The sequence below is a fragment of the Streptomyces sp. YIM 121038 genome (assembly GCF_006088715.1).
Classification (GTDB): domain Bacteria; phylum Actinomycetota; class Actinomycetes; order Streptomycetales; family Streptomycetaceae; genus Streptomyces.
On record NZ_CP030771.1, the window covers coordinates 6,171,724 to 6,198,287 of the forward strand.

Consider the following 26,564-nt stretch of genomic DNA (forward strand, 5'->3'; position numbering starts at 1 on the left):
GAGGCGTACGTGACCACCATCGAGAAAGAGGCGAGCGTGCCCGCCCCGCGCGACGCCGAGCGGGCACCCCTGCTCGAAGTCCGGGACCTGCACGTCGAGTTCCACACCCGCGAGGGCGTGGCCAAGGCCGTCAACGGCGTCAACTACACCGTGGAGCCGGGCGAGACGCTCGCCGTGCTCGGCGAGTCGGGCTCCGGCAAGTCCGTGACCGCGCAGGCGATCATGGGCATCCTGGACATGCCGCCCGGCAAGATCGGGAAGGGCGAGATCCTCTTCCGCGGCCAGGACATGCTGAAGATGTCCAACGAGGAGCGCAGGAAGATCCGCGGCCGCAAGATCGCGATGATCTTCCAGGACGCGCTCAGCTCCCTGAACCCGGTGCTCAGCGTCGGCTACCAGCTCGGCGAGATGTTCCGGGTGCACCAGGGCGCCAGCCGCAAGGAGGCCAAGGCCAAGGCCATCGAGCTGATGGACAAGGTCAAGATCCCGGCCGCCAAGGAGCGGGTGAACGACTACCCGCACCAGTTCTCGGGCGGTATGCGCCAGCGCATCATGATCGCGATGGCGCTCGCCCTGGAGCCGGACCTGATCATCGCCGACGAGCCCACCACGGCCCTCGACGTGACGGTCCAGGCGCAGGTCATGGATCTGCTCGCGGAGCTCCAGCGCGAGTACAACATGGGCCTGATCCTGATCACCCACGACCTCGGCGTGGTCGCGGACGTGGCGGACAAGATCGCCGTCATGTACGCGGGCCGGATCGTGGAGACGGCGCCGGTGCACGAGCTGTACAAGCGCCCGGCGCACCCGTACACCCGGGGCCTGCTCGACTCGATCCCGCGCCTGGACCAGAAGGGCCAGGAGCTGTACGCGATCAAGGGGCTGCCGCCCAACCTCCTGAAGATCCCCACGGGGTGCGCGTTCAACCCGCGCTGCCCGAAGGCCCAGGACATCTGCCGCACCGAGATCCCGAAGCTCGCCCCGGTCACGGAGCGGGACGGCGGGGAGCTCGTGGGCCGCGGCAGCGCGTGCCACTTCTGGAAGGAGACGATCCATGGCTGAGGAGCTCAAGAAGGACGCCGCGGACGTCACCGACGCCACGCCGAACGTCACCGAGGTGGAGACGGTCGACGCGGCGACGCCCGAGGAGGCCGTCGCGGCCATCGAGGCCCCCGCCGAGCGCGGTGAGCCGATCCTCCAGGTCCGCAATCTGGTGAAGCACTTCCCGCTGACCCAGGGCATCCTCATCAAGCGCCAGATCGGTGCGGTGAAGGCGGTCGACGGCATCTCCTTCGACCTCTACCAGGGCGAGACGCTCGGCATCGTGGGCGAGTCCGGCTGTGGCAAGTCCACGGTCGCGAAGCTGCTCATGACCCTGGAGCGGGCCACCGCGGGCGAGGTCTTCTACAAGGGCCAGGACATCACCAAGCTGTCAGGCCGGGCCCTGAAGGCCGTGCGCCGCAACATCCAGATGGTGTTCCAGGACCCGTACACCTCGCTCAACCCGCGCATGACGGTGGGCGACATCATCGGGGAGCCCTTCGAGATCCACCCCGAGGTGGCGCCGAAGGGCGACCGGCGCCGCCGGGTCCAGGAGCTCCTGGACGTGGTCGGGCTGAACCCCGAGTACATCAACCGCTACCCGCACCAGTTCTCGGGCGGTCAGCGCCAGCGCATCGGCATCGCCCGCGGCCTGGCCCTCAACCCCGAGATCATCATCTGCGACGAGCCGGTCTCGGCCCTGGACGTGTCCGTCCAGGCCCAGGTCATCAACCTGATGGAGAAGCTCCAGGACGAGTTCAACCTGTCCTACCTCTTCATCGCGCACGACCTGTCGATCGTCCGGCACATCTCGGACCGCGTGGGCGTGATGTACCTCGGCAAGATGGCCGAGATCGGCTCCGACGAGCAGATCTACGACCACCCGACGCACCCGTACACCCAGGCGCTCCTCTCGGCCGTCCCGGTCCCCGACCCGGAGGCCCGCGAGGGCCGCGAGCGCATCATCCTCACCGGTGACGTCCCGTCCCCGGCCAACCCGCCCTCGGGCTGCCGCTTCCGCACCCGCTGCTGGAAGGCGCAGGACAAGTGCGCGGAGGAGGTCCCGCTGCTCGCGATCCCCGAGCGCTTCAAGGACGTGGACACCCCCGCCGCCCACGAGTCGGCGTGCCACTTCGCGGAGGAGAAGGACGTGGTGCACGCGGCCTAGCACCGCGACACCGTCCGTGTGCCCCGCCGGGCTGCGAGCCCGGCGGGGCACACGTGTGTGCGGGGGCCGCCGCCCGGGCCCGCACGGCGATCCGTGAAGGCGGCGCAGCGGGGCATCCGGGCGCCGCATGCGTACATCCGGAGGTCCTCTTCCCTCATACGGCCGGGCTAAATGTGCCGCTTGCCCCCTATAACGCGATATTGGCGATAGTGCGCGCGGCAGGCGCGCGGCGGAGGCGAGGAGGCAGTTCATGCGTGGAGCCACGCACGCCAAGTGGGCCGCTTGTGCGGCGGCGGTCGCGCTCGCGGCGACAGCCTGTGGTGGTGGGAGCGGCGGCGGCGACGGCTCCGGGGTCGTGGGCTCCTCCTGGGGCGACCCGCAGAACCCGCTGGAGCCCGCCAACACCAACGAGGTGCAGGGCGGCAAGGTCCTCGACATGATCTTCCGGGGCCTCAAGCGGTACGACCCGAAGACCGGCGAGGCCAAGGACATGGTCGCGGAGTCCATCGAGACGAAGGACTCGCAGACCTACACCGTCAAGGTCAAGGACGGGTGGAAGTTCAGCAACGGCGAGGCCGTCACCTCGAAGTCGTTCGTGGACGCCTGGAACTACGGGGCGCACCTCAAGAACAACCAGAAGGGTGCCTACTTCTTCGGCTACATCGAGGGCTACGACAAGGTCCACCCGGAGAAGGGCGACCCGAGCGCGGACACCCTGTCGGGCCTGAAGGTCGTCGACGCGCGGACCTTCACCGTCAAGCTCTCGCAGAAGTTCTCCACCTGGCCCGAGACCCTCGGCTACCCGGCCTTCGCGCCCCTGCCCAAGGCCTTCTTCGACGACCGCGCGGCCTGGCTCGCCAAGCCCGTCGGCAACGGCCCGTACAGCATCAAGTCGTACCAGAAGGGCTCCAAGATGGAGCTCAGGAAGTGGGACGGCTACAGCGGCGACGACAAGGCGCAGAACGGCGGCGTGGACCTCAAGGTCTACACCGACAACAGCATCGCCTACAACGACCTGATGGCCGGGAACCTCGACCTCGTCGACGACGTGCCGGCCGCGCAGCTCAGGAACGTGAAGAACGACCTCGGCGACCGCTACATCAACACCCCCGCCGGCATCATCCAGACCCTGTCCTTCCCGTTCTACGACAGCAAGTGGACCCGGCCCGGGATGGAGAAGGTCCGCAAGGGCCTGTCCATGGCCATCAACCGGCAGCAGATCACCGAAACGATCTTCCAGAAGACGCGGACGCCCGCCAAGGACTGGACCTCGCCCGTGCTCGGCGAGGACGGCGGCTACAGCAAGAGCCTGTGCGGCGACGCCTGCGACTACGACGCCGCGCAGGCCAAGAAGCTCGTCCAGGAGGGCGGCGGCATCCCCGGCGGCACCCTGAAGATCTCGTACAACGCGGACACCGGCTCCCACAAGGAGTGGGTGGACGCCGTGTGCAACTCCATCAACAAGGCCCTGGGCAACAACAGGTCCTGCGTCGGCAACTCCATCGGCACCTTCGCCGACTTCCGCAGCCAGGCCTCGCAGCAGAAGCTCGACGGCGCCTGGCGCGCGGGCTGGCAGATGGACTACCCGCTGATCCAGAACTTCCTCCAGCCGGTGTACTACACCGATGCCCCGTCCAACGACGGCAAGTACAACAGCAAGGAGTTCGACGCACTCGTCGACAAGGCCAACGCCGAGACCGACACCGGCAAGGCCGTCTCCACCTTCCAGGACGCGGAGAAGGTGCTCGCCAAGGACATGGCGGCGATCCCGCTCTGGTACCAGAACGGCAGCGCCGGCTACTCGGACCGGGTCTCGGACGTGTCGCTGAACCAGTTCAGCGTGCCCGTGTACGCGGAGATCAAGGTCAACTGAGCCGCGCGGAGCGGCCGTCCGGTCCCCAGGACACCGGGGCGGCCGCTCCCCCTACCCCCGGAGCCAGCCCATGGGGCGATATGTGATCCGGCGCCTGCTGCAGATGATCCCGGTCTTCTTCGGCGCCACCCTGCTGATCTTCCTGATGGTGAACGTGATGGGCGACCCCATCGCGGGCCTGTGCGGCGACCGCAAGTGCGACCCCGCGACGGCCGCCCAGCTGAAGAAGGAGTTCGGCCTCGATAAGCCCGTCTGGCAGCAGTACGTGACCTACATGGGCAACGTCTTCACCGGCGACTTCGGGACGGCCTTCAACGGGCAGAAGGTCACCGAGCTGATGGGGACCGCGTTCCCCGTCACCGTCCGGCTCACGCTCGTCGCCATCGTCTTCGAGATCGTCATCGGCATCAGCCTGGGCGTGCTGACCGGGCTGCGGCGCGGCAGGCCCATCGACACCACGGTGCTGATCCTCACCCTGGTCGTCATCTCGGTGCCGACGTTCGTCACCGGTCTGCTGCTCCAGCTGCTGCTCGGCGTGGAGTGGGGCGTCATCAAGCCGTCGGTGTCGTCCGAGGCGACCGTGGACGAGCTGATCGTGCCGGGGCTCGTGCTCGCCTCCGTCTCGCTCGCCTACGTCACCCGGCTCACCCGGACGTCCATCGCCGAGAACCGCCGCGCCGACTACGTCCGCACCGCCGTCGCCAAGGGCCTGCCCCGGCGCCGCGTCGTCCTGCGGCACCTGCTGCGCAACTCCCTCATCCCCGTCGTCACGTTCATCGGCACCGACGTGGGCGCGCTCATGGGCGGCGCGATCGTCACCGAGCGCATCTTCAACATCCACGGCGTCGGCTTCCAGCTCTACCAGGGCATCCTGCGGCAGAGCACCCAGACCGTCGTCGGCTTCGTGACCGTGCTCGTCCTCGTCTTCCTGGCCGCCAACCTCATCGTCGACCTCCTGTACGCCGTACTCGACCCGAGGATCCGCTATGCCTGAACCCCAGGAGCACGAAGGCGCCATTGCGGGGACCGGCGCCGGCGGCGCGATGGACCTCGCCGCCAGCGAGGCGACGACGCTCACGCCCGGCGGCCCGGGCGGGCCCACCGCGCCCGTGCGCAGCCTGTGGTCCGACGCCTGGCACGACCTGCGCCGCAACCCCGTCTTCATCGTCTCGGGCCTGATCATCCTCTTCCTCGTCTTCATCTCCCTGTGGCCCTCCGCGATCGCCTCCGGCGACCCACTGGACTGCGATCTGGCCAACGCCCAGAAGAGCTCGTCGCCGGGACACCCCTTCGGCTTCGACGGCCAGGGCTGCGACGTCTACACCAGGACCGTCTACGGGGCCCGCGCCTCGGTCACCGTCGGCGTGTGCGCCACCCTCGGCGTGGCGTTCCTCGGCAGCGTGCTCGGCGGGCTCGCCGGGTTCTTCGGCGGCGCCTGGGACGCGGTCCTCTCCCGCATCACCGACATCTTCTTCGCCATCCCGGTGGTGCTCGGCGGTCTCGTGCTGCTGTCCGTGGTCACCTCCAGCACCGTCTGGCCCGTCATCGGCTTCATGGTGCTGCTCGGCTGGCCGCAGATCTCCCGCATCGCCCGCGGCTCGGTGATCACCGCCAAGCAGAACGACTACGTCCAGGCGGCCCGCGCGCTCGGCGCCTCCAACAGCCGGATGCTGCTGCGCCACATCGCGCCCAACGCGGTCGCGCCGGTCATCGTCGTCGCCACCATCGCCCTCGGTACGTACATCGCCCTGGAGGCCACGCTCTCGTACCTGGGCGTCGGGCTGAAGCCGCCGACGGTCAGCTGGGGCATCGACATCTCGGCGGCGTCCGCCTACGTCCGCAACGCCCCGCACATGCTGCTGTGGCCCGCCGGGGCCCTCGCCGTCACCGTGCTCGCGTTCATCATGCTCGGCGACGCGGTGCGCGACGCCCTCGACCCGAAGCTGAGGTAGGCGCCATGGCACCCACGGCACCCCCGGAGTCCGCAGCGGCCGCGGCGGCGGCCCCGGCCCCACCGGCCAAGCTGCTCGAAGTGCGCGACCTGCACGTGGAGTTCCGCACCCGCGAGGGCGTGGCCAAGGCCGTCAACGGCGTCGACTACGCCGTCGCGGCGGGCGAGACGCTCGCCGTGCTCGGCGAGTCGGGCTCGGGCAAGTCCGTCACCGCGCAGGCCATCATGGGCATCCTCGACGTGCCGCCCGGCCGCATCAGCGGCGGCGAGATCCTCTTCCAGGGCCGGGACCTGCTGAAGCTCAAGGAGGACGAGCGGCGCAAGGTGCGCGGCGCGGGCATGGCGATGATCTTCCAGGACGCGCTCAGCTCCCTGAACCCCGTGCTCAGCGTCGGCGACCAGCTCGGCGAGATGTTCGTCGTCCACCGGGGCATGTCCCGCAAGGACGCCCGCGCCAAGGCCGTCGAGCTGATGGACCGCGTGCGCATCCCCGCCGCCAGGGAGCGCGTCGGGCAGTATCCGCACCAGTTCAGCGGCGGCATGCGCCAGCGCATCATGATCGCCATGGCGATGGCCCTCGAACCGGCCCTGATCATCGCGGACGAGCCGACGACCGCGCTCGACGTCACGGTCCAGGCCCAGGTGATGGACCTCCTAGCGGAGCTCCAGCGCGAGCTGAACATGGGCCTGATCCTCATCACCCACGACCTGGGCGTGGTCGCCGACGTCGCCGACACCATCGCCGTCATGTACGCGGGCCGCATCGTGGAGAAGGCCCCCGTCCACGAGATCTACCAGGCGCCCGCGCACCCCTACACGCGCGGCCTCCTCGACTCGATCCCGCGCCTCGACCAGAAGGGCCAGGACCTCTACGCCATCAAGGGCCTGCCGCCCAACCTCACGAACATCCCGCCCGGCTGCGCCTTCAACCCGCGCTGCCCCATGGCCCAGGACGTGTGCCGCACCGACGAACCGCCGCTCGCCCCGGTCACGTACGAGGGCCTCGCGGGGGAGCGGCGCAGCGCCTGCCACTTCTGGAAGGAGTGCCTCCGTGGCTGAGCCCATTCTGGAAGTGCGCGGACTCGTCAAGCACTACCCGCTCACCCGGGGGATCGTGCTGAAGAAGCAGGTCGGCGCCGTCAAGGCCGTCGACGGCGTGGACTTCGACCTGCGGCGCGGCGAAACCCTCGGCATCGTGGGGGAGTCCGGCTGCGGGAAGTCCACCGTCGCCAAGATGCTCGTCAACCTGGAGCGGCCCACGGCGGGGGAGATCCGCTTCAAGGGCGAGGACATCGCCGGGCTCTCGGGCCGGGCCCTGAAGGCCGTCCGCCGGAACATCCAGATGGTGTTCCAGGACCCCTACACGTCCCTGAACCCCCGCATGACCGTCGGCGACATCATCGGCGAGCCCTACGAGATCCATCCCGAGGTCGCGCCGAAGGGCTCGCGCCGCAAGAAGGTCCAGGACCTCCTCGACGTGGTCGGGCTCAACCCCGAGTACATCAACCGCTACCCGCACCAGTTCTCCGGCGGACAGCGCCAGCGCATCGGCATCGCGCGCGGGCTCGCCCTGCGCCCGGAGGTCATCGTCGCCGACGAGCCCGTCTCCGCGCTCGACGTCTCCGTGCAGGCGCAGGTCGTGAACCTCCTGGAGCGGCTGCAGAGCGAGTTCGAGCTCTCCTACGTCTTCATCGCCCACGACCTGTCGATCGTGCGGCACATCTCCGACCGGGTCGGGGTCATGTACCTGGGGCGGATCGTCGAGGTCGGCACGGACGCGGAGATCTACGAGCATCCGACGCACCCCTATACGCAGGCGCTGCTCTCCGCCGTGCCCGTGCCGGATCCGCGGGCCCGGGAGCACCGCGAGCGCGTCATCCTCAGCGGGGACGTGCCCTCGCCCGCGAACCCGCCCTCGGGGTGCCGGTTCCGCACGCGCTGCTGGAAGGCCCAGGAGCGCTGCGCCCTCGAGGTCCCGGCCCTCGCCGTCCCCGCGGAGTTCCGCCTGGCCACGGGGCCGGCCGCGCATGACTCGGCCTGCCACTTCGCGGAGGAGAAACACGTGGTGCCGTAGCCCTCGCGGGGCGCCCCGGGCCCGCCCCTTCCCGAACAAGGGGGCTCCGCCCCCTTGGACCCCCGTATCGGCGCTTCGCGCCTCGTCCTCAAACGCCGGACGGGCTGGAAATCCAGCCCCTCCGGCGTTTGAGGAGCGGGGGTCTGGGGGCGGAGCCCCCAGGGGGCGCTACCCGCGAGGTCGGTAACAGGGCGGCAACCTGGGCGACCCCAGGAGGTAAAGAGAGCGCGCCAGCCTGGTGGCGTACGGCCGTGCGGGTGCCGTTGGACCGGCCGGGGCATGCCATGTGGCCCCGGCCGGTCGTCACGGCCTACAGGCCGAGGGAGCGCTTCAGGAAGTCGACCTGGAACAGCAGGAGGTTCTCCGCGACCTGCTCCTGGGGCGTCATGTGCGTGACCCCGGAGAGGGGCAGCACCTCGTGCGGACGCCCGGCGGCGAGCAGCGCGGAGGACAGCCGCAGGGAGTGCGCGACGACCACGTTGTCGTCGGCGAGGCCGTGGATGACCAGGAGCGGCCGGTGCGGCTCGGCGGGGTCGACGAGCCCGTCGTCGGCGACGAGGGAGCTGGTGCGGTAGGCCTCGGGCGAGGTGCCCGGGTCGCCGAGGTAGCGCTCCTGGTAGTGCGTGTCGTACAGGCGCAGATCCGTCACCGGCGCCCCGGCCACCGCCGCGTGGAAGACGTCGGGGCGGCGCAGGACCGCCATCGCCGAGAGGTAGCCGCCGAAGGACCAGCCGCGGATGGCGACGCGGTCCAGGTCGAGCGGGAAGCGCTCGGCGAGGGCGTGCAGGGCCTCCACCTGGTCGTCGAGGGTGCGGGTCAGATCGCCCTTGACGGCCTTCTCCCAGGCGGGCGAGCGCCCCGGCGTACCGCGCCCGTCGGCGACGACGACCGCGAAGCCCTGGTCGGCGAACCACTGCGAGGTCAGGAACATGTTCCGGGAGCTGAGCACCCGCTGGGCGTGCGGGCCGCCGTACGGATCCATGAGGACGGGAAGCCGTACTCCGGAGGAGGGGTCGTACCCCGTCGGAAGCAGGACGGCGCACGGAATCCTCTGTGCGCCCCCTTCGGTGAGCGTCACGCGCGGGGTGAGCCCCGGCTGCTGCGCGTGCGAGACGACGGTGGCCACCTGCTTGCCGTCGCGCAGGACGCGGACCCGTGAGCCGGCGTGGTCGAGCGTGGCCGAAACCAGCACGGTGACGTCGCCCGCCCGCACCGCCGAGTGCACCCCGGGCTCCTGGGAGACCCGCTCCACGCCGAGCTCGTTGACGCGGTAGACGTGCACCTCGCCGAGGGCCGGGTCGGTGGCCGCCTCACCCGCGGACGCCGAGACCAGGACCGATTCGTCGGTCACGTCGAGCACGGCGCGGACGTGCAGCTGCGGCCCCGTCAACGGCCGTTCGCCGACCGCGAGGACGCGCGCGCCGCCCTCGTCCGCGATCCGCACGAGCTGCCCGCTGGGCGACCAGCAGGGCACCCCGGGGAACAGTTCGAGCCAGTCGTCGTCCTCGTCGGCGTGCACCATCCGCGTCGTCCCGGTGCCGGGGTCCACGGCCAGGTACAGCGCGCTGCGCTGGTCGCGGGCCTGCACCAGGAGCAGCGGCGCACCGCTCGCCGACCAGTGCACACGGGCCAGGTACGGATAGCGCTCGCGGTCCCAGACGACCTCCGTACGGGTGCCGTCGAGGCCGATCACGAAGAGCCGCACCTCAGCGTTGGGCGTGCCCGCCGCGGGGTACGCGACCTGCTCCGGCTCCCGCTCCGGGTGCGCGGGGTCGGCGATCCACCAGCGCCGCACCGGGGTGTCGTCGACCCGCGCGACCAGGAGCCGGTCCGACTCCGGCGACCACCAGAAGCCCCGGAAGCGCTGCATCTCCTCGGCCGCGATGAACTCCGCGAGCCCGTACGTCACCGTGCCCGCCCCGTCGCCGTCGGGCTCCGCGAGGGCCCGGTCCGCGCCGCCGTCGGCAGCCGTGACGCGCAGCGCGCCCCCGGCGACGTACGCGATGTGCCGCCCGTCCGGCGACGGGCGCGGGTCGATCACCGGGGCGGGCACGGACAGCTCGCGCGCGGTGCCCGCGCGCAGCTCCGCGGCGAAGAGGCGGCCCGAGAGGGCGAACGCCGCCAGCTCCGCCGCCGCGTCGGTGGCGTACCCGACGATCCCGGCGCCGCCCTCGCGGCTGCGCTCCCGGCGCGCCCGCTCGGCCGCGGAGAGCTGCTCGGCGGACCCGCCGAGCAGCGCCTGCGGGTCGGCGGCGACGCGCTCCACGGGGGACCCGTCCGCGGCGAGGTCGAGGACCCACAGCTGGTTCGCGCGGTCCGTGCCGGACGCGGAGCGGAGGAAGACGACGCGGGAGCCGTCGGGCGCGACGGTGAACGCGCGCGGCGTCCCGAGGGAGAAGCGCTGCGTACGGGCGTGCAGGCGCGGGAAGGACGGCTGCCGCGCCGCGGTGTCGGAGGGGTCCGTGCGGTCCGGCGCCGCCGCGCCGGGCGGCGTACCGGCCTGCTCGGGCGTCTCGGAATTCTCGGCGGTCTCGGGGTTCTGGATGGTCATCCCCCGAGCCTAAGTGTGATGCGCCCCCCGTGTTTCGGTGCTCCGACTCATGTGATTCCACGGATAGTTATGATCCGTAGCGCGTGGTGGGTAGGACCTTGCTGGCACGGGTGGAGGACTCCGCCGGCGAGGCAGGGGTGAGGCTCGGGGAAGTGGGAGGTGAACCGGCGTGGTGCTGTCGGTCTCGGTGGTGCTGTTGCTGGCCATCATCGTGGTCATGTTGGTGCGGAAGCAGGGGCTCAAGACGATCCACGCGATCGTCTGCGTCCTGCTCGGGTTCTACCTGGCCAGTTCGTCCGTGGCGCCAACCATCGACGAGCTGTCGACGAACCTGGCGGGCGTGCTCGAGGACATCGACCCGTAAAGACGCGTCACCGCCGCCCCTGTCGCACCGGTCCCACCGGCGCGGCAGGGGCGGACGTGCGGCATGCGCGCCGGGCGGGTGCGCCGGGCTCGTAGGCTGTTCCCATGACGGAACTGCCCGCCCGGCGCCTGCTGCTCGTGCACGCGCACCCCGACGACGAGTCGATCAACAACGGCGCGACGATGGCCGCGTACGCGGCCGCCGGTGCCCGTGTCACGTTGGTGACCTGCACGCTCGGCGAGGAGGGCGAGGTCATCCCGGCGGAGCTCGCGCACCTCGCCCCCGACCGCGAGGACACGCTCGGCGCGTACCGCGTCGGTGAGCTGGCCGCCGCGATGAAGGAGCTCGGCGTCGGCGACCACCGCTTCCTCGGCGGCGCGGGCCGCTACCGCGACTCCGGGATGATGGGCCTCGAACAGAACCACCGCCCCGGCGCCTTCTGGGCCGCCGACCTGGACGAGGCCGCCGCGCACCTCGTCGCGGTGATCCGCGAGGTGCGGCCCCAGGTGCTCGTCACCTACGACCCCGACGGCGGCTACGGCCACCCCGACCACATCCAGGCCCACCGCGTCGCCATGCGCGCCGCGGACCTGGCGGGCGAGCCCGGCTTCCGCACCGACCTGGGCGCGCCGCACGCGATCGCCAAGATCTACTGGAACCGCGCGCCGCGCTCGGTCGTCGAGGAGCGCTTCGGACGCCTCCCGGAGGCCCTCCCCGGCACGCCCTTCACGGCCGTCGCCTCCCTGGCCGACGTGCCCGGCGTCACGGACGACGAGCGGATCACCGCGGAGACCGGCGGGCCCGCCTTCGCCGCCGCCAAGGCCGCGGCCATGCGGGCCCACGCCACGCAGATCGACGTGAGCGAGCCGCTGTTCGCGCTGTCGAACGGCCTGGCCCAGCCGATCTTCGACACCGAGTACTACGAGCTCGTACGGGGCGAATCGGGGGCGGCGCCCGGCGCGCGCGAGACCGATCTGTTCGCCGGGCTCGGCACGGAAGGGGCGGACCAGTGAGTACGCGATCCAAGGCCTCGTCGGGCGCGCGGTCCAAGGCCTCGTCCGCGGCCGAGGCGGCGAAGCCGTCCGCCAAGTCCGCCAAGCCCGCGAAGCCGTCCCCGGCCGCCGGCTCCGGCGCGGCGGCCGCCGCCGTGCCCGGCAGCTTCCTCGCCCAGCCGCTGAACGCCGCCCGCCTGGTGGCGTACGTCGCGCTCTTCGTGCTCGGCGCGTTCGTCGGGGTCGCGGGGGCGCTCGTCCAACAGGGCTGGTTCCCGGGCGGGTTGCTGCTCGCGCTCGCCGGAGCCGCCGGTGCCTTCTACGGCGGCGCGCGCGCCACCGGCACCAGAGCCGGGGCCCTCGCGCCCGCCGGAGGGTGGCTCGCCGCCGTCATGCTGCTCACGGCGACCCGCCCGGAGGGCGACTTCGTGTTCGGCGCCGGGCTCGGGTCGTATGTCTTCCTGCTCGGCGGCATGGGCGTGGCTGTGATGTGTGCCACGCTCGGACAGCGGCCGCAACCAGGTGCGTCCGACGCCCGACTTGGCAAGTGACGTACCACTTGAGCCCGTTCCCGGCAGGGGTTTGACGCCGGTCACGGGATGCCTGCCGACGGCGGCCAGTATGGTGGTGCGCGCCGCCGAGCCGCCCGAGTGGTCGAGACGGGCGGCGGAGCCAACCAGGAGAACCTGCCTTGAGTCGTGAAACTGACAGTTCGTCCTCCGGTCCTCACGGGCGCGCGGGAGCCGCGTACCCGTCGGGGACGCCGCCGTACGGCTCGCCCGCTCAGGGCGTCGGCCCGGACGGCGCAGCGGACGGCGCCGGGCTCGGGCCCGGCGACCGGCGGTCCGGCGAACCGAAGACCGAGACCACGCTGACCACCCGGATCCGGATCAACATCCCCGGATCGCGGCCCATCCCGCCCGTCGTGATGCGCACGCCGGTCGGGGACGCCGACGGCGACAGAGGCACGGAGCCCCACGGTCCGGACGACACCGGCTCCGGTCCGGGTGCCGCCTCGGCGCTGCCCGGTCCCGGCGCGCCCGTCCCCGCCCCCGGCGGGGCGCTGAACGGCGGCGCCGTTCCCCAGGCGTCCACGGGGCCCGCCGGAGGTTCCGCTTCCGGCGAGGACGGCGGGGAGCCCGCGAGCGACTGGTTCGCACCGCGCAAGACCCCGGCCAAGGGTCCGTCCACTCCGGCGAGCCCGTCTCCCTCTTCGGGCACCGGTTCGGGTGACTCCGGCACGGGCGGCTACGACGTGTCCGCCGCCGTGGCGGCCGGACCGCTCGGCTCCGCCGGGGAGCCGCGGCGCGACGACCTCCCGTACTTCCCCGGCGACGACCGGCCCGCCGGGCCCACCGGGGGACCGGTGACCGGGGACGGCCCGATGCTGACGCCGGAGCCCCCGGCCGGGCCCGACCCGTACGCGGCGGGTCCCGGCCCGTACGGGACCGGTGCCGACGCGTTCGCGGGCGGCCCCGCGGGCCCCGGCGGCCCCGGTGGCCCCGGTGGCCCCGGCCGCCTCAGCGACGACACCGCGATCCTCACGCCGCAGAAGCCCCTGCCCGGCGCGGGCGGCCCCGGCGGCCCCCGGCCGCCCGCCGGCGGCGCCCCCGGAGCACCCGGCGTCCCCGGAGCGCCCGGAGGAAACGTCTCCGGTGACACGCTCAACAGCGGCATCCCGGTCGTCCCGCCCGCCCAGAACGGGCCGTTCGCGCCCGGCGCCCCCGACGGGCCGCTGCCGCACACGCCGCCCAAGCTGCCCGAGCCCGCGCAGCAGAAGGCCCCGGCCGCCCCGGCGGCCAAGAAGGCGAAGAAGAAGGGCCGCAGCAAGCTGGTCATGCTCGCCGGGCTCGTCGTGGTCATCGGCTGCGGCGCGTACGGCGCGGGCCTCCTGATGAACCACGCGGACGTGCCGAAGGGCACCACCGTCCTCGGCGTCGACATCGGCGGCGGCACCCGCGACGAGGCCGTCAAGAAGCTCGACGCGGCGCTCGGCGAGCGCGTCAACAAGCCGCTCAAGCTGACGGTCGGCGGCGACACGCTCACCCTCAAGCCGGACCAGGCGGGGCTCACGCTCGACAGCCAGGCCACGGTCCGCTCCGCCGCGGGCAGCGACTACAACCCCGTGTCGGTGATCGGCGGCCTGTTCGGCGGCGAGCGCGTCGTCGAGCCGGAGATGCCCGTCGACGAGGAGAAGCTGGCGGCCGCCCTGGAGCGCGCCGCGGGCGGCTCCGGCTCCGGCACCGCCAAGGAGGGCACGGTCAAGTTCGTGCCCGGCAAGGCCGTCGCGGTCCACGGCAGGGCGGGCAAGGGCATCGACGCCGAGAAGGCCTCGGGCGCGGTCGCCCAGGCGTACAAGAAGCAGGTCGAGACCGGCAGCGCGGGCAGCGTGGCGGTGCCCGTCACGAACCGCAGGCCGACGGTCTCGGACGCCGAGGTCGACCGGTTCATGCGGGAGTTCGCCAAGCCCGCCATGTCCGCCAACGTCACGATCAAGGCGGGCACCGGTGGCGGCATCCCGCTCGGCCCCGCGCGGTCGCTGCCGCAGGTGCTCGGCGTCAAGGTCGTGAACGGCAAGCTCGTCGAGACGTACGACCTCAAGGCGCTCAAGGCGCTCTACGGCAGCACCTTCGACGGCGTCCTGATCCAGCGCGGCAACGGCAAGAAGACGCCGGTCCAGCCGACGGACGTCGCCCAGGCCATGGGCAAGGCACTGCGCGGCAAGACGCCCGCGGAGCGCATCGGCGTGATCGAGACGAACGCGAGCTAGCTTCGCTGGATGTGCCGCGATGGGCCCGTCGGTTGACTGCGGGCCCGTCGCGGCTGGCCGCGCCCACGCGGCGGAGCCGCACATCGACACGGCCCCGCGCCCCTTCGGGGCGCTGTCGCCGGGGCCCGGCGCCGTCGGTCACCCCTCCCGCATGACATCTGTCATGCGGATGTCACCACACCCGACACTGCCACCGCACCGCTCTGACCAGCGACGATGGTGCACATGACGACGACAGCGACCACCGCGGCCGGCCCCGCGGAACCCCCGGTGAGTGCCGTGCGGTTCGAATCGGTGACCAAGTCCTACGGCGACGTACGGGCCGTCGACGGCCTGAGCCTCGATCTGCGGCCCGGTGAGACGGTGGCGCTGCTCGGGCCGAACGGCGCGGGCAAGTCGTCCACGCTCGACCTGCTCCTCGGTCTGCGCCGCCCGGACAGCGGCACGGTCAGCGTGTTCGGCACCGGCCCGCGCGAGGCGATCACCGCGGGCCGCGTCGGGGCGATGCTGCAGAGCGGCGGCCTCATGGACGAGGTCTCGGTGCGCGAACTGGTCCGCCTCGCCTGCGCGTTGCACCCGCGGCCGTACCGCGTGAACGACGTCCTCGCGCACGCGGGCATCACCCAGATCGCCGACCGCAAGGTCAACCGGCTCTCCGGCGGCCAGCAGCAGCGCGTCCGGTTCGCGCTCGCGACCGCCGGGCCCAACGACCTGATCGTCCTCGACGAGCCGACCACGGGCATGGACGTCAGCGCCCGCCAGGCGTTCTGGGCGACCATGCGGGAGCAGGCCGACCAGGGGCGCGCGGTCCTCTTCGCCACGCACTACCTGGAGGAGGCCGACGCGATCGCGGACCGCGTCCTGGTGCTGCACCGCGGCCGTCTCCTCGCCGACGGCACCGCCGCCGAGATCAAGGCGCGGGCGGGCGCCCGCAAGGTCAGCTTCGACCTGGCGGAGCTGGCCGCCGACGGCGCCGAGCTGACCGCGCGGCTGCGCCGCCTGCCGCACGTCAGCGCGCTCGACGTGTCCGGGCGCACGGTCCGGCTGCAGTCCACCGACGCCGACGCCACCGTGCACGCGCTGTACGGCCTCGGCGTCTACCCCCGCAACCTGGAGGTCGCGGGCCTCGGTCTGGAGCAGGCCTTCGTCGCGATCACCGCGGCCGAGGAGGCGAAGGCGGCATGACCGGCACCTCCGCTACCGCGCGTACCTCCGCCACGGCGCGTACCTCCGCCACGGCGCGCACCTCCGTTACCTCGCGCACCGACACCACCCCACACACGGGCACCACTCCGCACCAGGGCGCCACCCCGCACACCGACACGAGCACGGAGACCGACGTGACCACGGCGACGCACACGACGGAAGCGACACGAGCGACGCACACGACGGCGGCACGGGCGGGCGCCCGGCGGGGCGCGGCGGGCTTCTCCTCCGCGGCCCTCGTCAAGCTGGAGATCAAGCGCTCCCTGCGCAACCGGAAGTTCCTGTTCTTCTCCGTGCTCTTCCCCGCGCTGCTCTTCCTCATCACCGCGGGCGGCCAGGACGCCCACGCCAAGATGCCCGACAGCGGCGGCCTGAGCGTGCCCGCGTACCTGATGGTGTCCATGGCCTCCTTCGGGGCGCTCACCGCCGTCCTGATGGGCAACAGCGAGCGCATCGCCCAGGAGCGCGAGAGCGGCTGGGTGCGCCAGCTGCGCCTGACCAGCCTGCCCGGCCGCGGCTACGTGCTCGCCAAGACGGCCAGCGCCGCCGTCGTCAGCCTGCCCTCGATCCTCGTGGTCTTCGCGGCCGGGGCCGCCGTCAAGGACGTCCGCCTGGACGCCTGGCAGTGGCTGGCCCTGACCGGCTCGATCTGGGCGGGCAGCCTGTGCTTCGCCGCACTCGGCGTGGCCGTCGGCTACCTCGCCACCAGCGACACGGCACGCCCGATCGCGATGATCCTGTACTTCACCCTCTCGGTCCTCGGCGGCCTGTGGATGCCCTCCACGACCTTCCCGCACTGGCTCCAGACCCTCGGCGAGTGGCTGCCCACGCACGCGTACGCGGCGCTCGGCCGCGCCATCGAGCTGGGCGGCGCCCCGCACGCCAAGGACGTCGTCCTGCTCGTCGCGTACTTCGCGGCCTTCGCCACGGGCGCGGCCTGGCTGTACCGGAAGGACACACTGAAGGCGTGAACGAACCACTGGACCTGGAACGCCGCCACCCCCTGCACAGCTTCGGGCGGCCCGCCACGGACCGCCGCGCGGCCCGCACCAAGGCCGCCTGGATCGGCATCTGGCTGGTCTTCATGGCGGCACCGGTGAAGGACCTGGCCGACGGCGGCCGCTCCACGGCGGCGACGGTCCTCGGCTCGCTCGGCCTCGCCGCGTTCGTCGGCTGTTACCTCACCCTGGTCTTCCGGTACACGACGCGGGTGCTCAGCTGGCGCTGGGTGTACGTCACGTACGGGGCCCTCGTGCTGCTCGCGGCCGCCCTCTCGGCCTGGATGGACTCCGCCTGGCTCGGCCTGTGGGTGTACGTCGCGGTGTCCGCGGGCGCGGTCCTGCCGATGGGCCAGGCCCTGTGGGTGATCCCGGCCGTCACCGGGGCGATGCTGGCGATCGGCGTGTACGCGCAGGGCGTGGGCGCGGCGGACCTGATCACCGGCCTGGGCGTGACGACCTTCCTCGTCGGCTTCGCGATGACCGGCGTCCGCCATCTGATCCGTACGACCGTCCAGCTCCGCCAGGCCCGTGCCACGGTCGCCCAGCTCGCCGCCAACGAGGAGCGCCTGCGCCTGGCCCGCGACCTGCACGACCTGCTCGGCCACTCCCTGTCGCTGATCACGCTGAAGAGCGAGCTGGCCGGGCGGATGCTGCCCGACCACCCGGACCGGGCCGCCCAGCAGGTCGCCGACATCGAGCAGGTCAGCCGCCAGGCCCTGGTGGACGTCCGCGAGGCGGTCACCGGCTACCGCAGGCTCACCCTGCCCGGCCAGCTCGCCGGGGCGCGCACCGCGCTGACCGCCGCGGGCGTCGAGGCCGCCGTCCCCCTGGAGGTCCCCGAGGGCCCGCGGGCGCCCGACGAGGAGCGGGAGGCCGCACTCGCCTGGGCGCTGCGCGAGGCCGTGACGAACGTCGTCCGGCACAGCGGGGCGAGCCGCTGCGCGGTCACGCTCACCCGCCGCCAGACCCTCGCGGGCCCGGTGCTCGAACTGGCCGTGGAGGACGACGGCGTGGGCCTCACGGCGGGCACCGGCCACGGCAACGGCCTGACCGGTCTCACCGAGCGCCTGGAGGCCGTCGGCGGCGTCCTGGAGGTGGGCCCGGGCGGCGGGCGCGGCAGCCGCGGCTGCCGGCTCGCCGCGCGCGTGCCGCTGGCGGCGGACCCGGCGGGGGCGGCCGCGGCGTCCGCTCTAGGATCACCCGCATGACCGGCACGCACACCCCCGCAGACCCCGGCGAAGCCGACGCCCCGGCGGGCGGCCCCGTCCGGGTGCTGCTCGCCGAGGACCAGTCCATGGTCCGTGAGGCCCTCGCGGCGCTCCTCGGCCTGGAACCGGACATCGAGGTCGTGGCGCAGGTGGCGCGCGGCGACGAGGTGCTCGCGGCCGCGCGCGCCCACCCCGTCGACGTGGCGCTCCTCGACATCGAGATGCCGGGCCGCACCGGCATCGAGGCGGCGGCGGAGCTGCGCGCCGCCCTGCCCGGGGTGAAGGTCGTCGTCCTCACCACCTTCGGCCGCCCCGGCTATCTGCGCAGCGCCATGGAGGCCGGGGCCGTGGCCTTCCTGGTGAAGGACGCGCCCGCGGCCCAGCTCGCCGACGCCGTGCGCCGCGTCCTCGCGGGCGAGCGCGTCATCGACCCCACGCTGGCCGCGGCCGCCCTCGCCGAGGGCGCCAACCCGCTGACCGACCGCGAGCGGGAGGTCCTGCGCGCCGCCGCCGACGGCTCCACCAACGCCGAGCTGGCCGCCGCCCTGCACCTGTCCCAGGGCACGGTCCGCAACTACCTGTCGACGGCCATCCAGAAGCTCGCCGCGCGCAACCGCGCCGAGGCCGTGCGGGTCGCCCGGGACAAGGGCTGGCTGTGACCTGCCGCCGGGCCGGGCTCAGTTGAGCCGCGCCCGGGCCGCCCGCGCCTGCCGCCGCACCCGCTCGGCCGCCGCCGCGTCGCGCGGGGCGAGGGCGTCGGCGTAGGTCTCCAGCTCGGCGGCGCCCGTGCGGAAGTCGCCGCGCTGGACCAGGAGCTGGGCCCGGTCGTGGTGCAGCCGGTCCGCGGGTCCTGGAAGCAGCAGCGCGAGCTCCACGGCCCACAGGGCGACGTCGGAGCGCTCGGGCCGGGCCGCGGCCCAGACGCGGACGTTGTTCAGGACGCGCAGGACGATCTCGCGCGGGTCGGCGGGCCGCAGCATCGCCGGTTCCAGCGGCGCCCCGGTGGCGCCCGCAACCAGGAGCCGCGCCTCCGTACAGCTCAGTAGGCGCCCTCCGCCGAACGGGTCGGCGAGCACGCGCTCCTCGCACCCGCCCTGGCCGCCGCAGGAGTCGTACGCGCCGCAGCCCTCGTCCGGGCAGGCGTCCGGGCTGCCGAAGGCGACCACGAAGTGGCCGGGCAGCGCGACGCCGTACACCGGGGCGCCCGCCCGCCGGGCCACCTCGATCCACAGCACGGACAGCAGGATCGGCAGGCCGCGTCGGCGCCGCAGGACGCGGTGGAGGAGGGCCGACTCCAGGCGCTGGTAGTCACCGGGCCGCCCGCCGAACCCCAGGCGCCCGCCGAGCAGTTCGGCGAGCGCGGCGGCCCAGGCGCGGGGCCCGCCCGGACTCGGCGGCAGCAGCCGCGCGAGCAGGTCCAGCTGGCGCCGCGCCGCCGCCATGCCCGCCCCGTCGAGCGCGGGGTCCGCCTCCGCGCCGATCAGCAGGCACAGCAGCGCGAGGTCGGGCCGCTCGGCCCTGGCCTCCACCGCGAAGGCTCGACGCCACGGATGCATAGGACGGTGGTGCCCGGCCGGGGGCGCCTCAACCGGGGCCGGCCGCCCCCGGGCCCCGCCCCGCGAGCGCTCAGTTGAGCTTCGCCCGGGCCGCGCGCGCCTGGAGCCGGACCCGCTCCGCCGTCGTGGGCTCGATCGACTCGACGACCTCGGCGTACTCGTCGAGACCCCGCGCCCCCTCCAGGAAGTCACCGCGCTCGACGAGCAGCTGGGCCCGCTCGTAGCGCAGCCGCGCCGGGTGGGAGGGGAGCAGGAGCGACAGTTCGAGGGCCCACAGCGCCACGTGGGAGCGCTCGGAGCGGTCCGCGGCCCAGGCCCGGATGTTGTTGAGGATGCGCAGCATGATGTTCAGCGGGGCCGCGGCCGTCAGGAGCGAGGAGTTGAGCTTGCCGCCCGTGGTCTGCGCGACCAGCTGCTCCGCGTCCTCGCGGCTCAGCAGCCGCCCGCCGTTGAACGGGTCGGCAAGGACCTGCTCCGTCGCGCCGTACTCGTCCGGACTGCCGAAGCCCACCACGAAGTGGCCGGGCAGCGCGACGCCGTACACCGGGGCGCCCGCACGCCGGGCCACCTCTATCCACACCACGGACAACAGGATCGGCAGGCCCCGCTTGTGCCGCAGCACCTCGTGCAGGAGCGAGGACTCCAGGCGCTGGTAGTCCGTGGCGGCGCCGTGGAAGCCGTGCCGCCCGCCGAGCAGCTCGGACATCGCGGCCGCCCACGCGCGCGCCCCGCCCGGCCGGTAGGGGAGCTGCCCGGCGAGGGTGTCCAGCTCGATCTGCGCCGCCACGATGCCCGCGTCGTCGAGCTCCGGGTCCGCCTCCCCGCTCAGCAGCAGGCACAGCAGGGAGAGGTCGGGCCGCTCGGACCTGGCCTCGTCGGCGAATCTGCGCCGCCATTCACTGGACTTCGCGGGCTGTGCGCGCATCCGTGCCTCTGTCGTTTCTGTGTGGGCCCGTCCCGCCGGGCCGAGGGGTGGTGCCGGGGTGCTGCTTCCCGTGCTGTCTTCGTCGTACGCGTACGCCGGTCGAACGCGTACGCCGCCATCCGTGAGGGGCCGGAACGCCGTCGCGCCCGGTCCCGGGCGCCTCGCCCCCCGGGCGCGGCCGCTCGGGCCTTCCGTCGTCGCTCACGCCTCCGGTCGCTCGGGCTGCCTGTAGTGGTGGTAACGGTGGTGGACGGAGAATCCCATCCCGTCGTACAGCGCCCGCGCACCGCCGTTGTCCTCCTCCGCCTGGAGCCACGCGGCCGACGCCCCCTCGTCGAGCGCCCGCCGCGCGAGCGCCGTCATCACGGCCGTGGCCAGGCCCCGCCGCCGCTGCGCGGGGTCCACCTCCACCGCCATGAATCCCGCCCACCGGCCGTCGACCACGCACCGCCCGATCGCCGCCGGCACGCCCTCGTCACCGGGCACGGAAGCGAACCACACCGAGGGGCCGCTCGTCAGTACCTGGACCACATGTGGTCCCGCCGTCCCGGCCCGCCCGTACCGCCGCAGCCACGCCTCGTCGACACCGCGCGCCAGGGTCACCCGCCCGGTGTCCACGGGCAGGTCCCCGACCGGGGCGAGCGCGCCGGTCAGGACCAGCGTGGTCACCTCCCGTGCCCAGCCGCGCCGTTCGAGCTCCGCGCGGAGCCGTTCCTGCGCGTCGTCGACGCCGGTCGCGGTCTGCACGTACGCGGGCAGGCCGCGGTCCGCGTACCAACTGCGCACGTACGTCAGCGCGTCGTCGAGGGGGCGGCCCGGATCGCCGAGCGGCAGCACGGAGTTGGCCCGTCGGGTGAATCCGGCGGCGGCCCGCAGCGTCCACGCGCCGAGGCGCTCGCTCTCCAGCGGCTGCCAGGCGCGCGCCCCCGCCCGCGCCAGCTCCTCGTACGTCGCGGCGGGTCCCCGGCGGCGCGCGGGCGCGGCCGGCACGACCTTGCCCGCGACCAGGACACTCTCCGCAATCCGGACAGCCTCGCCACTCTTGCGTGTGATCACCAACACACCGTCGTTCCACGATGTGAGAACGCCCACCGTGTCCGTGAACCGGGAGCCCGGAGCGTCCACCTCGCCCACGCGGCGAACCGATACGCGTTTACCCACGTCAGAAGGGGTGATTCGGACCTCGAGCCGTCCGCCCGCAGTGAATTCCACAGCTCTGTACGCCCCTCCTGTTCGGATCTTGCCCGGGAACGGAGATACTAGGTGCGGGCATCGACGACGCCGCGCTCCCGCGCGCCAGGCGAGCGGAGCCTGAGGACGGCCCGCCAGCGCCCGTATCGAGGAGGAACGACAGCGTGACCTACGTCATCGCGCAGCCTTGTGTCGACGTCAAGGACAAGGCGTGCATCGAGGAGTGCCCGGTCGACTGCATTTACGAGGGCAACCGCTCCTTGTACATCCACCCGGACGAATGCGTCGACTGTGGAGCCTGCGAACCGGTCTGCCCGGTCGAGGCGATCTTCTACGAGGACGACACTCCTGAGGAGTGGAAGGACTACTACAAGGCGAACGTCGAGTTCTTCGACGAGCTCGGCTCGCCGGGTGGTGCCAGCAAGCTCGGTCTGATCGAGCGCGACCACCCCTTCGTCGCAGGCCTGCCGCCGCAGAACCAGTAAGCGGCCGCTCAAGCGCCGCCCCGGTCCCGTACGGCCACGTCCGCCGTACGGGACCGGGGCGTTTGTACAAGACCCACGCACCGCCTGGAGCGCATCTCGTGTCAGCAGTCTCGGACCGTCTTCCCACGTTCCCCTGGGACAAGCTCGAACCGTACAAGGAGACGGCGGCGGCCCACCCGGACGGCATCGTCGACCTGTCGGTCGGCACGCCCGTCGACCCGGTGCCCGAGCTGATCCAGAAGGCGCTCGTCGCGGCCGCCGACTCGCCCGGCTACCCCACGGTGTGGGGCACGCCCGAGCTGCGCGACGCGATCACCGGCTGGTGCGCCCGGCGCCTCGGCGCCCGCGACCTGACCCACCACAACGTGCTGCCGATCGTCGGCTCCAAGGAGCTCGTCGCCTGGCTCCCCACCCAGCTCGGCCTCGGCCCCGGCGACAAGGTCGCCCACCCGCGCCTGGCCTACCCGACGTACGAGGTCGGCGCGCGCCTGGCCCGCGCGGAGTACGTCACGTACGAGGACCCGCTGGAGCTCGACCCCACGGACCTCAAGCTCCTGTGGCTCAACTCGCCCTCCAACCCGACCGGTCGTGTCCTGTCAAAGGACGAGCTGACCCGGGTCGTGGCCTGGGCGCGCGAGCACGGCGTCCTGCTGGTCAGCGACGAGTGCTACCTGGAGCTCGGCTGGGAGGCCGACCCGGTGTCGGTCCTGCACCCGGACGTCTGCGGCGGCTCGTACGAGGGCGTCGTGGCGGTCCACTCCCTCTCCAAGCGCTCGAACCTCGCGGGCTACCGCGCGGCGTTCGTCGCCGGGGACGCCGCCGTGCTGGGCGACCTCCTGCAGATCCGCAAGCACGGCGGAATGATGACTTCCGCTCCGACGCAGGCCGCGGTGATCGCGGCCCTCGGGGACGACGCCCACGTCCACGAACAGCGCGAGCGCTACGCGGCCCGCCGCACCGCCCTGCGCGAGGCCCTGGTCCGGCACGGCTTCCGCATCGAGCACAGCGAGGCGAGCCTCTACCTGTGGGCCACCCGCGACGAGTCCTGCTGGGACACGGTCGCCCATCTGGCCTCCCTCGGCATCCTGGTGGCCCCCGGCGACTTCTACGGCGAGGCGGGCGCCCACTTCGTCCGCGTGGCGATGACGGCGACGGACGAACGCGTGGCGGCAGCGGTGTCCCGCCTCTAGCTGTGGGCAGCTGGTCCGCCCGGAGGGCGGAACGGGTCGGCGAGCAACCGGCAACGCGAAGGGGTGCGGGGAGCTGCAAGCTCCCCGCACCCCTTCCGCGTACCTGGACCCGGAGGGTCAGCCCAGCGGCAGGCTCTTCACCGGCAGCTGCTCGGTCGGCAGCCCCTTCCCCGTCGCGTCCCCGAGAACCTCACCGGCCCCCTCGGCCACGTCGTCCGCGGCCCCCTTCGCGGCGGGCGTCGTCGTCTTCGCGCCCTTGCCCACCGCCTTGCCCGCGGTCGGCACACCCTTCTTGACGGCCTTGCTCCCGGCCTCCGTCGCGACGCCACTGGCCTTCTGCGTCGCGCCGTCGACCGTGTCGCCCAGGCTGCTCGGGTCGACGGCGCTGAGCCCGCCCAGCTTCGACGTGTCCGGCAGGTCGGCGGCGCTCGCGGAGCCGGCCGCACCGACCACGGGCGCCGCCGCGGCGACGAGCAGCGCGGCACGGGCGATCCGGCGGGTCAGGGGGAGGGACATGGTGCTCCTTAGCGGGAGAGGACGGTGAGGTGTCCGACCGGAGGATCTCCGGCGCCGGACGCAGTGACTACCGCTCGAAGCTCGCGAAGGTTGCGGTGGGCCAACGTAAAGAGTTGGCAATGCGTCGCATTATCGGCTGCGGATAAATTCGGGCAAACACCATTCGTGGAAATGCTGTCAAGACCGCTCAACACCCCTTGTCCTCAAGGAATTTGAGCGGACTGCCGCATCTGTTCGAAAGGGCCTGACGGGCGTCTCCGTGCAGCAATCGCCGTCCCTCATTCGAGGGACCCTTCCGCACTACTGCCCAGCGACGATTCGGACTTCACGCGTACGCGCGCCGGTCGTGCGCCACATATCCCCGGAATCACCGGAATCCCCGGCGTTCCACTCCCGGTCCCCGTACGCGACCCGCTCGATGTGCAGTGCCGTCGCGTTGGCCACGGCCCAGTGCGCCAGCTCCCAGCCGCGCTGCGGAATGCCACTTTCCGGTGAGGCGGCGGTCGCCTCGGTGACGGGGACGCTCACCACGCGCCCGCGCGCGGGCGTGCCTTCGGGCAGCACGCCCCGCCCGAAGTCCCGCGCGAGCGCCCGCCGCACCTCCCGCGGGCCGCCCGGGTCGATGCCCGGCAGGCCCTGGCAGCTGAGCGTCGCCGGAGTGCGCCCGGTGAGCGCGGCGGCGAGCAGCGCCGCGTCCGGCTCGTGCTTCGCGTACGCCTGCGGGAAGCCGCTGCGCTGCACGCGCTGCGCGGCGACTGTCAGGGGCAGGCGCGAATAGCCCGGCACGTCCTTGAGGTGGTCGTAGAACCGCACCGACGCGTACACCGGGTCCATGATCTGCCGCCGGGAGCCCCAGCCCTGCGAGGGCCGCTGCTGGAACAGGCCGAGCGAATCCCGGTCGCCGTGGCGGATGTTGCGCAGGCCCGACTCCTGGAGGGCCGTCGCGAGGGCGATCGTCACCGCGCGCTCGGGCATGCCGCGCCGGGTGCCGACGACCGCGATGGTCGCGGCGTTGACGGCCTGCTCCGCGTTCATCTCGTACGTCGCCCCGTCGCCGTTGCCCGACACGACCGTGCACCGGGGGTCGGAACGGCTCCCGGAGACGTACTGGACCACTACGTAGGCCACGACGGCGAGCAGCGCGGCGAGGGCCGCCCCGGCGCGCGGGAGGCGGCCGCGCCGGACGAGGAGGGACGGCTCGGACACGCGCACCAAGGTACTGGAGCGGACTGACAGTGCCGACACGGGCACGGAGAGGGACGGTTCGGGCGTGGCGCCGGGCGGCGGGACGGAAAGGGAGGCGATCCGCGGCGGAGAGTTAGGGTCGAGGCCATGGATCAGACCTCGGCGCAGCCGCCGCTCGACCTCACCATGGACGCCGCCGCGCTGACGGCCGCGCTCGTCGACTTCCCGTCCCCCAGCGGCCAGGAGAAGGCGCTCGCGGACGCCATCGAGACCGCGCTGCGCGCCCTGCCGCACCTGACGGTCGACCGGCACGGCAACAACGTCGTGGCCCGCACGGACCTGGGCCGCGCCGAGCGCGTCGTCCTGGCCGGGCACATCGACACGGTCCCGATCGCCGGGAACGTCCCCTCGCGCCTGGACGAGGACGGCGTGCTGTGGGGCTGCGGCACCTGCGACATGAAGTCCGGTGTCGCGGTCCAGCTGCGCATCGCCCAGACCGTGCCGGAGCCCAACCGCGACCTCACCTTCGTGTTCTACGACAACGAAGAGGTCGCCGCGCACCTCAACGGCCTGGGGCACGTCGCCGAGGCCCACCCCGACTGGCTCGCGGGCGACTTCGCGGTGCTCCTGGAGCCGACCGGCAACCAGGTCGAGGGCGGCTGCCAGGGCACGCTGCGGGTCCACCTGAAGACGACGGGGGAGCGGGCACACTCCGCGCGCGCGTGGATGGGCTCCAACGCCATCCACGCGGCCGCCCCGATCCTCGCGAAGCTGGCCGCGTACGAGGCGCGCCGGCCGGTCGTCGACGGCCTCCAGTACCACGAGGGCCTCAACGCGGTCGGCATCGAGGGCGGCGTCGCGACCAACGTCATCCCCGACGCCTGCACGGTGGTCGTCAACTTCCGTTACGCGCCCGACCGCACGCCCGAGGAGGCGGAGGCCTTCGTCCGCGACTACTTCGCCGACTGCGGGATCGACGAGTTCGTCGTCGACGACCACACGGGGGGCGCGCGCCCCGGCCTCACGCACCCCTCCGCGCAGGCCTTCCTCGCGGCCGTCGGCGGCGAGGCCCGGCCCAAGTACGGCTGGACCGACGTGGCCCGCTTCAGCGCCCTCGGCGTGCCCGCCGTCAACTACAGCCCCGGTGAGCCGCTCCTCGCCCACAAGGTGGACGAGCGGGTCAAGGCCTCCCTGATCCCCGAGGCGGAGGCCAAGCTGCGCGCCTGGCTCACCTCCTGACCCCGGCCGCCTTGTGGAATTACGCCGCGCGTAACGCCCGTAGACCTACGCTGAAGTGGCACAACGAGTAAGTGGGGC

24 protein-coding genes are annotated in these 26,564 nt (G+C 72.9%); 18 read left to right on the plus strand and 6 right to left on the minus strand.

Annotated elements, in window-relative coordinates; translation table 11 throughout:
- Nucleotides 1-9 precede the first annotated feature (9 nt).
- The 7 genes from C9F11_RS26540 (at nt 10) to C9F11_RS26570 (ending at nt 8,107) form a co-directional block, all read left to right on the plus strand.
- Complete coding sequence (locus C9F11_RS26540) at nt 10-1,062, plus strand: ABC transporter ATP-binding protein (RefSeq protein WP_138961604.1); 1,053 nt, start codon at nt 10-12, stop codon at nt 1,060-1,062.
- Nucleotides 1,055-2,209: a dipeptide ABC transporter ATP-binding protein gene (locus tag C9F11_RS26545; RefSeq protein ID WP_138961605.1), complete on the plus strand. Its 1,155-nt coding sequence runs from the start codon at nt 1,055-1,057 to the stop codon at nt 2,207-2,209. The genes C9F11_RS26540 and C9F11_RS26545 overlap by 8 nt, the downstream gene beginning before the upstream one ends.
- A gap of 250 nt (nt 2,210-2,459) precedes the next feature.
- Nucleotides 2,460-4,082 carry an ABC transporter substrate-binding protein gene (locus C9F11_RS26550; protein WP_138961606.1) on the plus strand — a complete coding sequence of 541 codons (1,623 nt, stop codon included), beginning with the start codon at nt 2,460-2,462 and terminating at the stop codon, nt 4,080-4,082.
- A gap of 70 nt (nt 4,083-4,152) precedes the next feature.
- Complete coding sequence (locus C9F11_RS26555) at nt 4,153-5,076, plus strand: ABC transporter permease (RefSeq protein ID WP_138961607.1); 924 nt, start codon at nt 4,153-4,155, stop codon at nt 5,074-5,076.
- Nucleotides 5,069-6,034, plus strand: a complete 966-nt coding sequence (locus tag C9F11_RS26560; RefSeq protein WP_138961608.1) for an ABC transporter permease — start codon at nt 5,069-5,071, stop codon at nt 6,032-6,034. Before C9F11_RS26555 ends, C9F11_RS26560 begins: the two co-directional genes overlap by 8 nt.
- A 5-nt stretch (nt 6,035-6,039) precedes the next feature.
- On the plus strand, nt 6,040-7,092 hold the full coding sequence (locus tag C9F11_RS26565) for an ABC transporter ATP-binding protein (protein WP_249401900.1): 1,053 nt from the start codon (nt 6,040-6,042) through the stop codon (nt 7,090-7,092).
- Nucleotides 7,085-8,107: a dipeptide ABC transporter ATP-binding protein gene (locus C9F11_RS26570; RefSeq protein WP_138961609.1), complete on the plus strand. Its 1,023-nt coding sequence runs from the start codon at nt 7,085-7,087 to the stop codon at nt 8,105-8,107. Before C9F11_RS26565 ends, C9F11_RS26570 begins: the two co-directional genes overlap by 8 nt.
- 310 nt (nt 8,108-8,417) lie before the next feature.
- On the opposite strand, the gene C9F11_RS26575 is transcribed toward C9F11_RS26570, so the two are convergent.
- Complete coding sequence (locus C9F11_RS26575; protein ID WP_138961610.1) at nt 8,418-10,658, minus strand: prolyl oligopeptidase family serine peptidase; 2,241 nt, start codon at nt 10,656-10,658, stop codon at nt 8,418-8,420.
- A 169-nt stretch (nt 10,659-10,827) separates the two neighbouring features.
- On the opposite strand from C9F11_RS26575, the gene C9F11_RS26580 reads away from it, so the two are divergent.
- From C9F11_RS26580 to C9F11_RS26620, 8 genes are all read left to right on the plus strand, one after another.
- The gene (locus C9F11_RS26580) at nt 10,828-11,022 is read left to right on the plus strand and encodes a hypothetical protein (RefSeq protein ID WP_138961611.1); all 195 of its coding nucleotides are present in this window, start codon (nt 10,828-10,830) and stop codon (nt 11,020-11,022) included.
- A 104-nt stretch (nt 11,023-11,126) separates the two neighbouring features.
- On the plus strand, nt 11,127-12,035 hold the full coding sequence (mshB, locus tag C9F11_RS26585; protein WP_138961612.1) for an N-acetyl-1-D-myo-inositol-2-amino-2-deoxy-alpha-D-glucopyranoside deacetylase: 909 nt from the start codon (nt 11,127-11,129) through the stop codon (nt 12,033-12,035).
- Between the two features lie 134 nt (nt 12,036-12,169).
- Nucleotides 12,170-12,565 carry a DUF6113 family protein gene (locus C9F11_RS26590; protein WP_138967034.1) on the plus strand — a complete coding sequence of 132 codons (396 nt, stop codon included), beginning with the start codon at nt 12,170-12,172 and terminating at the stop codon, nt 12,563-12,565.
- A gap of 140 nt (nt 12,566-12,705) precedes the next feature.
- Nucleotides 12,706-14,784 (plus strand): hypothetical protein, encoded by a 2,079-nt coding sequence (locus C9F11_RS47530; protein WP_171075848.1) that lies wholly within the window; start codon nt 12,706-12,708, stop codon nt 14,782-14,784.
- Nucleotides 14,785-15,009: 225 nt separating this feature from the next.
- Nucleotides 15,010-15,969 (plus strand): ABC transporter ATP-binding protein, encoded by a 960-nt coding sequence (locus C9F11_RS26605; RefSeq protein ID WP_138961615.1) that lies wholly within the window; start codon nt 15,010-15,012, stop codon nt 15,967-15,969.
- A 266-nt stretch (nt 15,970-16,235) separates the two neighbouring features.
- Entirely contained in the window at nt 16,236-16,961 is a 726-nt protein-coding gene (locus C9F11_RS26610) for an ABC transporter permease (RefSeq protein WP_138967036.1), read from the plus strand.
- A gap of 32 nt (nt 16,962-16,993) precedes the next feature.
- On the plus strand, nt 16,994-18,199 hold the full coding sequence (locus tag C9F11_RS26615) for a sensor histidine kinase (protein ID WP_249402229.1): 1,206 nt from the start codon (nt 16,994-16,996) through the stop codon (nt 18,197-18,199).
- On the plus strand, nt 18,196-18,858 hold the full coding sequence (locus C9F11_RS26620) for a response regulator transcription factor (RefSeq protein ID WP_138961616.1): 663 nt from the start codon (nt 18,196-18,198) through the stop codon (nt 18,856-18,858). The genes C9F11_RS26615 and C9F11_RS26620 overlap by 4 nt, the downstream gene beginning before the upstream one ends.
- 18 nt (nt 18,859-18,876) lie before the next feature.
- Here C9F11_RS26620 and C9F11_RS26625 read toward each other — a convergent pair whose 3' ends face one another.
- From C9F11_RS26625 to C9F11_RS26635, 3 genes are all read right to left on the minus strand, one after another.
- On the minus strand, nt 18,877-19,755 hold the full coding sequence (locus tag C9F11_RS26625) for a transglutaminase family protein (RefSeq protein ID WP_138961617.1): 879 nt from the start codon (nt 19,753-19,755) through the stop codon (nt 18,877-18,879).
- Nucleotides 19,756-19,825: 70 nt separating this feature from the next.
- Nucleotides 19,826-20,680, minus strand: coding sequence for a transglutaminase-like domain-containing protein (locus tag C9F11_RS26630; RefSeq protein ID WP_138961618.1), 855 nt, complete (start codon nt 20,678-20,680; stop codon nt 19,826-19,828).
- Nucleotides 20,681-20,881: 201 nt separating this feature from the next.
- A complete protein-coding gene (locus tag C9F11_RS26635; RefSeq protein WP_138961619.1) occupies nt 20,882-21,892 on the minus strand; it encodes a GNAT family N-acetyltransferase in 1,011 nt (336 codons plus the stop codon).
- A gap of 143 nt (nt 21,893-22,035) precedes the next feature.
- Here C9F11_RS26635 and fdxA point away from each other — a divergent pair, with 143 nt between their 5' ends.
- Together fdxA and C9F11_RS26645 are read left to right on the plus strand one after the other, a co-directional pair.
- A complete protein-coding gene (gene fdxA / locus C9F11_RS26640; RefSeq protein WP_138961620.1) occupies nt 22,036-22,356 on the plus strand; it encodes a ferredoxin in 321 nt (106 codons plus the stop codon).
- A 98-nt stretch (nt 22,357-22,454) separates the two neighbouring features.
- Nucleotides 22,455-23,546, plus strand: a complete 1,092-nt coding sequence (locus C9F11_RS26645) for a bifunctional succinyldiaminopimelate transaminase/glutamate-prephenate aminotransferase (RefSeq protein ID WP_138961621.1) — start codon at nt 22,455-22,457, stop codon at nt 23,544-23,546.
- 117 nt (nt 23,547-23,663) lie between these two features.
- Here C9F11_RS26645 and C9F11_RS26650 read toward each other — a convergent pair whose 3' ends face one another.
- On the minus strand, nt 23,664-24,062 hold the full coding sequence (locus C9F11_RS26650; protein ID WP_138961622.1) for an ATP-binding protein: 399 nt from the start codon (nt 24,060-24,062) through the stop codon (nt 23,664-23,666).
- Nucleotides 24,063-24,362: 300 nt separating this feature from the next.
- Nucleotides 24,363-25,268 (minus strand): heavy metal transporter, encoded by a 906-nt coding sequence (locus tag C9F11_RS26655; RefSeq protein WP_138961623.1) that lies wholly within the window; start codon nt 25,266-25,268, stop codon nt 24,363-24,365.
- Between the two features lie 126 nt (nt 25,269-25,394).
- Between C9F11_RS26655 and dapE the strand changes: the two genes are divergently transcribed.
- The gene (gene dapE / locus C9F11_RS26660; protein WP_138961624.1) at nt 25,395-26,486 is read left to right on the plus strand and encodes a succinyl-diaminopimelate desuccinylase; all 1,092 of its coding nucleotides are present in this window, start codon (nt 25,395-25,397) and stop codon (nt 26,484-26,486) included.
- Nucleotides 26,487-26,564: the final 78 nt, after the last annotated feature.

Bases quoted from the DNA above. Each gene is read 5' to 3' on its own strand.
- C9F11_RS26575 (WP_138961610.1), bottom strand. From the start codon at position 10,658: ATGACCATCCAGAACCCCGAGACCGCCGAGAATTCCGAGACGCCCGAG.
- C9F11_RS26565 (WP_249401900.1), top strand. From the start codon at position 6,040: ATGGCACCCACGGCACCCCCGGAGTCCGCAGCGGCCGCGGCGGCGGCC.
- mshB (WP_138961612.1), top strand. From the start codon at position 11,127: ATGACGGAACTGCCCGCCCGGCGCCTGCTGCTCGTGCACGCGCACCCC.
- C9F11_RS26625 (WP_138961617.1), bottom strand. From the start codon at position 19,755: ATGCATCCGTGGCGTCGAGCCTTCGCGGTGGAGGCCAGGGCCGAGCGG.
- C9F11_RS26555 (WP_138961607.1), top strand. From the start codon at position 4,153: ATGGGGCGATATGTGATCCGGCGCCTGCTGCAGATGATCCCGGTCTTC.
- dapE (WP_138961624.1), top strand. From the start codon at position 25,395: ATGGATCAGACCTCGGCGCAGCCGCCGCTCGACCTCACCATGGACGCC.
- C9F11_RS26545 (WP_138961605.1), top strand. From the start codon at position 1,055: ATGGCTGAGGAGCTCAAGAAGGACGCCGCGGACGTCACCGACGCCACG.
- C9F11_RS26620 (WP_138961616.1), top strand. From the start codon at position 18,196: ATGACCGGCACGCACACCCCCGCAGACCCCGGCGAAGCCGACGCCCCG.
- C9F11_RS26630 (WP_138961618.1), bottom strand. From the start codon at position 20,680: ATGCGCGCACAGCCCGCGAAGTCCAGTGAATGGCGGCGCAGATTCGCC.
- C9F11_RS26605 (WP_138961615.1), top strand. From the start codon at position 15,010: ATGACGACGACAGCGACCACCGCGGCCGGCCCCGCGGAACCCCCGGTG.
- C9F11_RS26550 (WP_138961606.1), top strand. From the start codon at position 2,460: ATGCGTGGAGCCACGCACGCCAAGTGGGCCGCTTGTGCGGCGGCGGTC.
- C9F11_RS26650 (WP_138961622.1), bottom strand. From the start codon at position 24,062: ATGTCCCTCCCCCTGACCCGCCGGATCGCCCGTGCCGCGCTGCTCGTC.
- C9F11_RS26560 (WP_138961608.1), top strand. From the start codon at position 5,069: ATGCCTGAACCCCAGGAGCACGAAGGCGCCATTGCGGGGACCGGCGCC.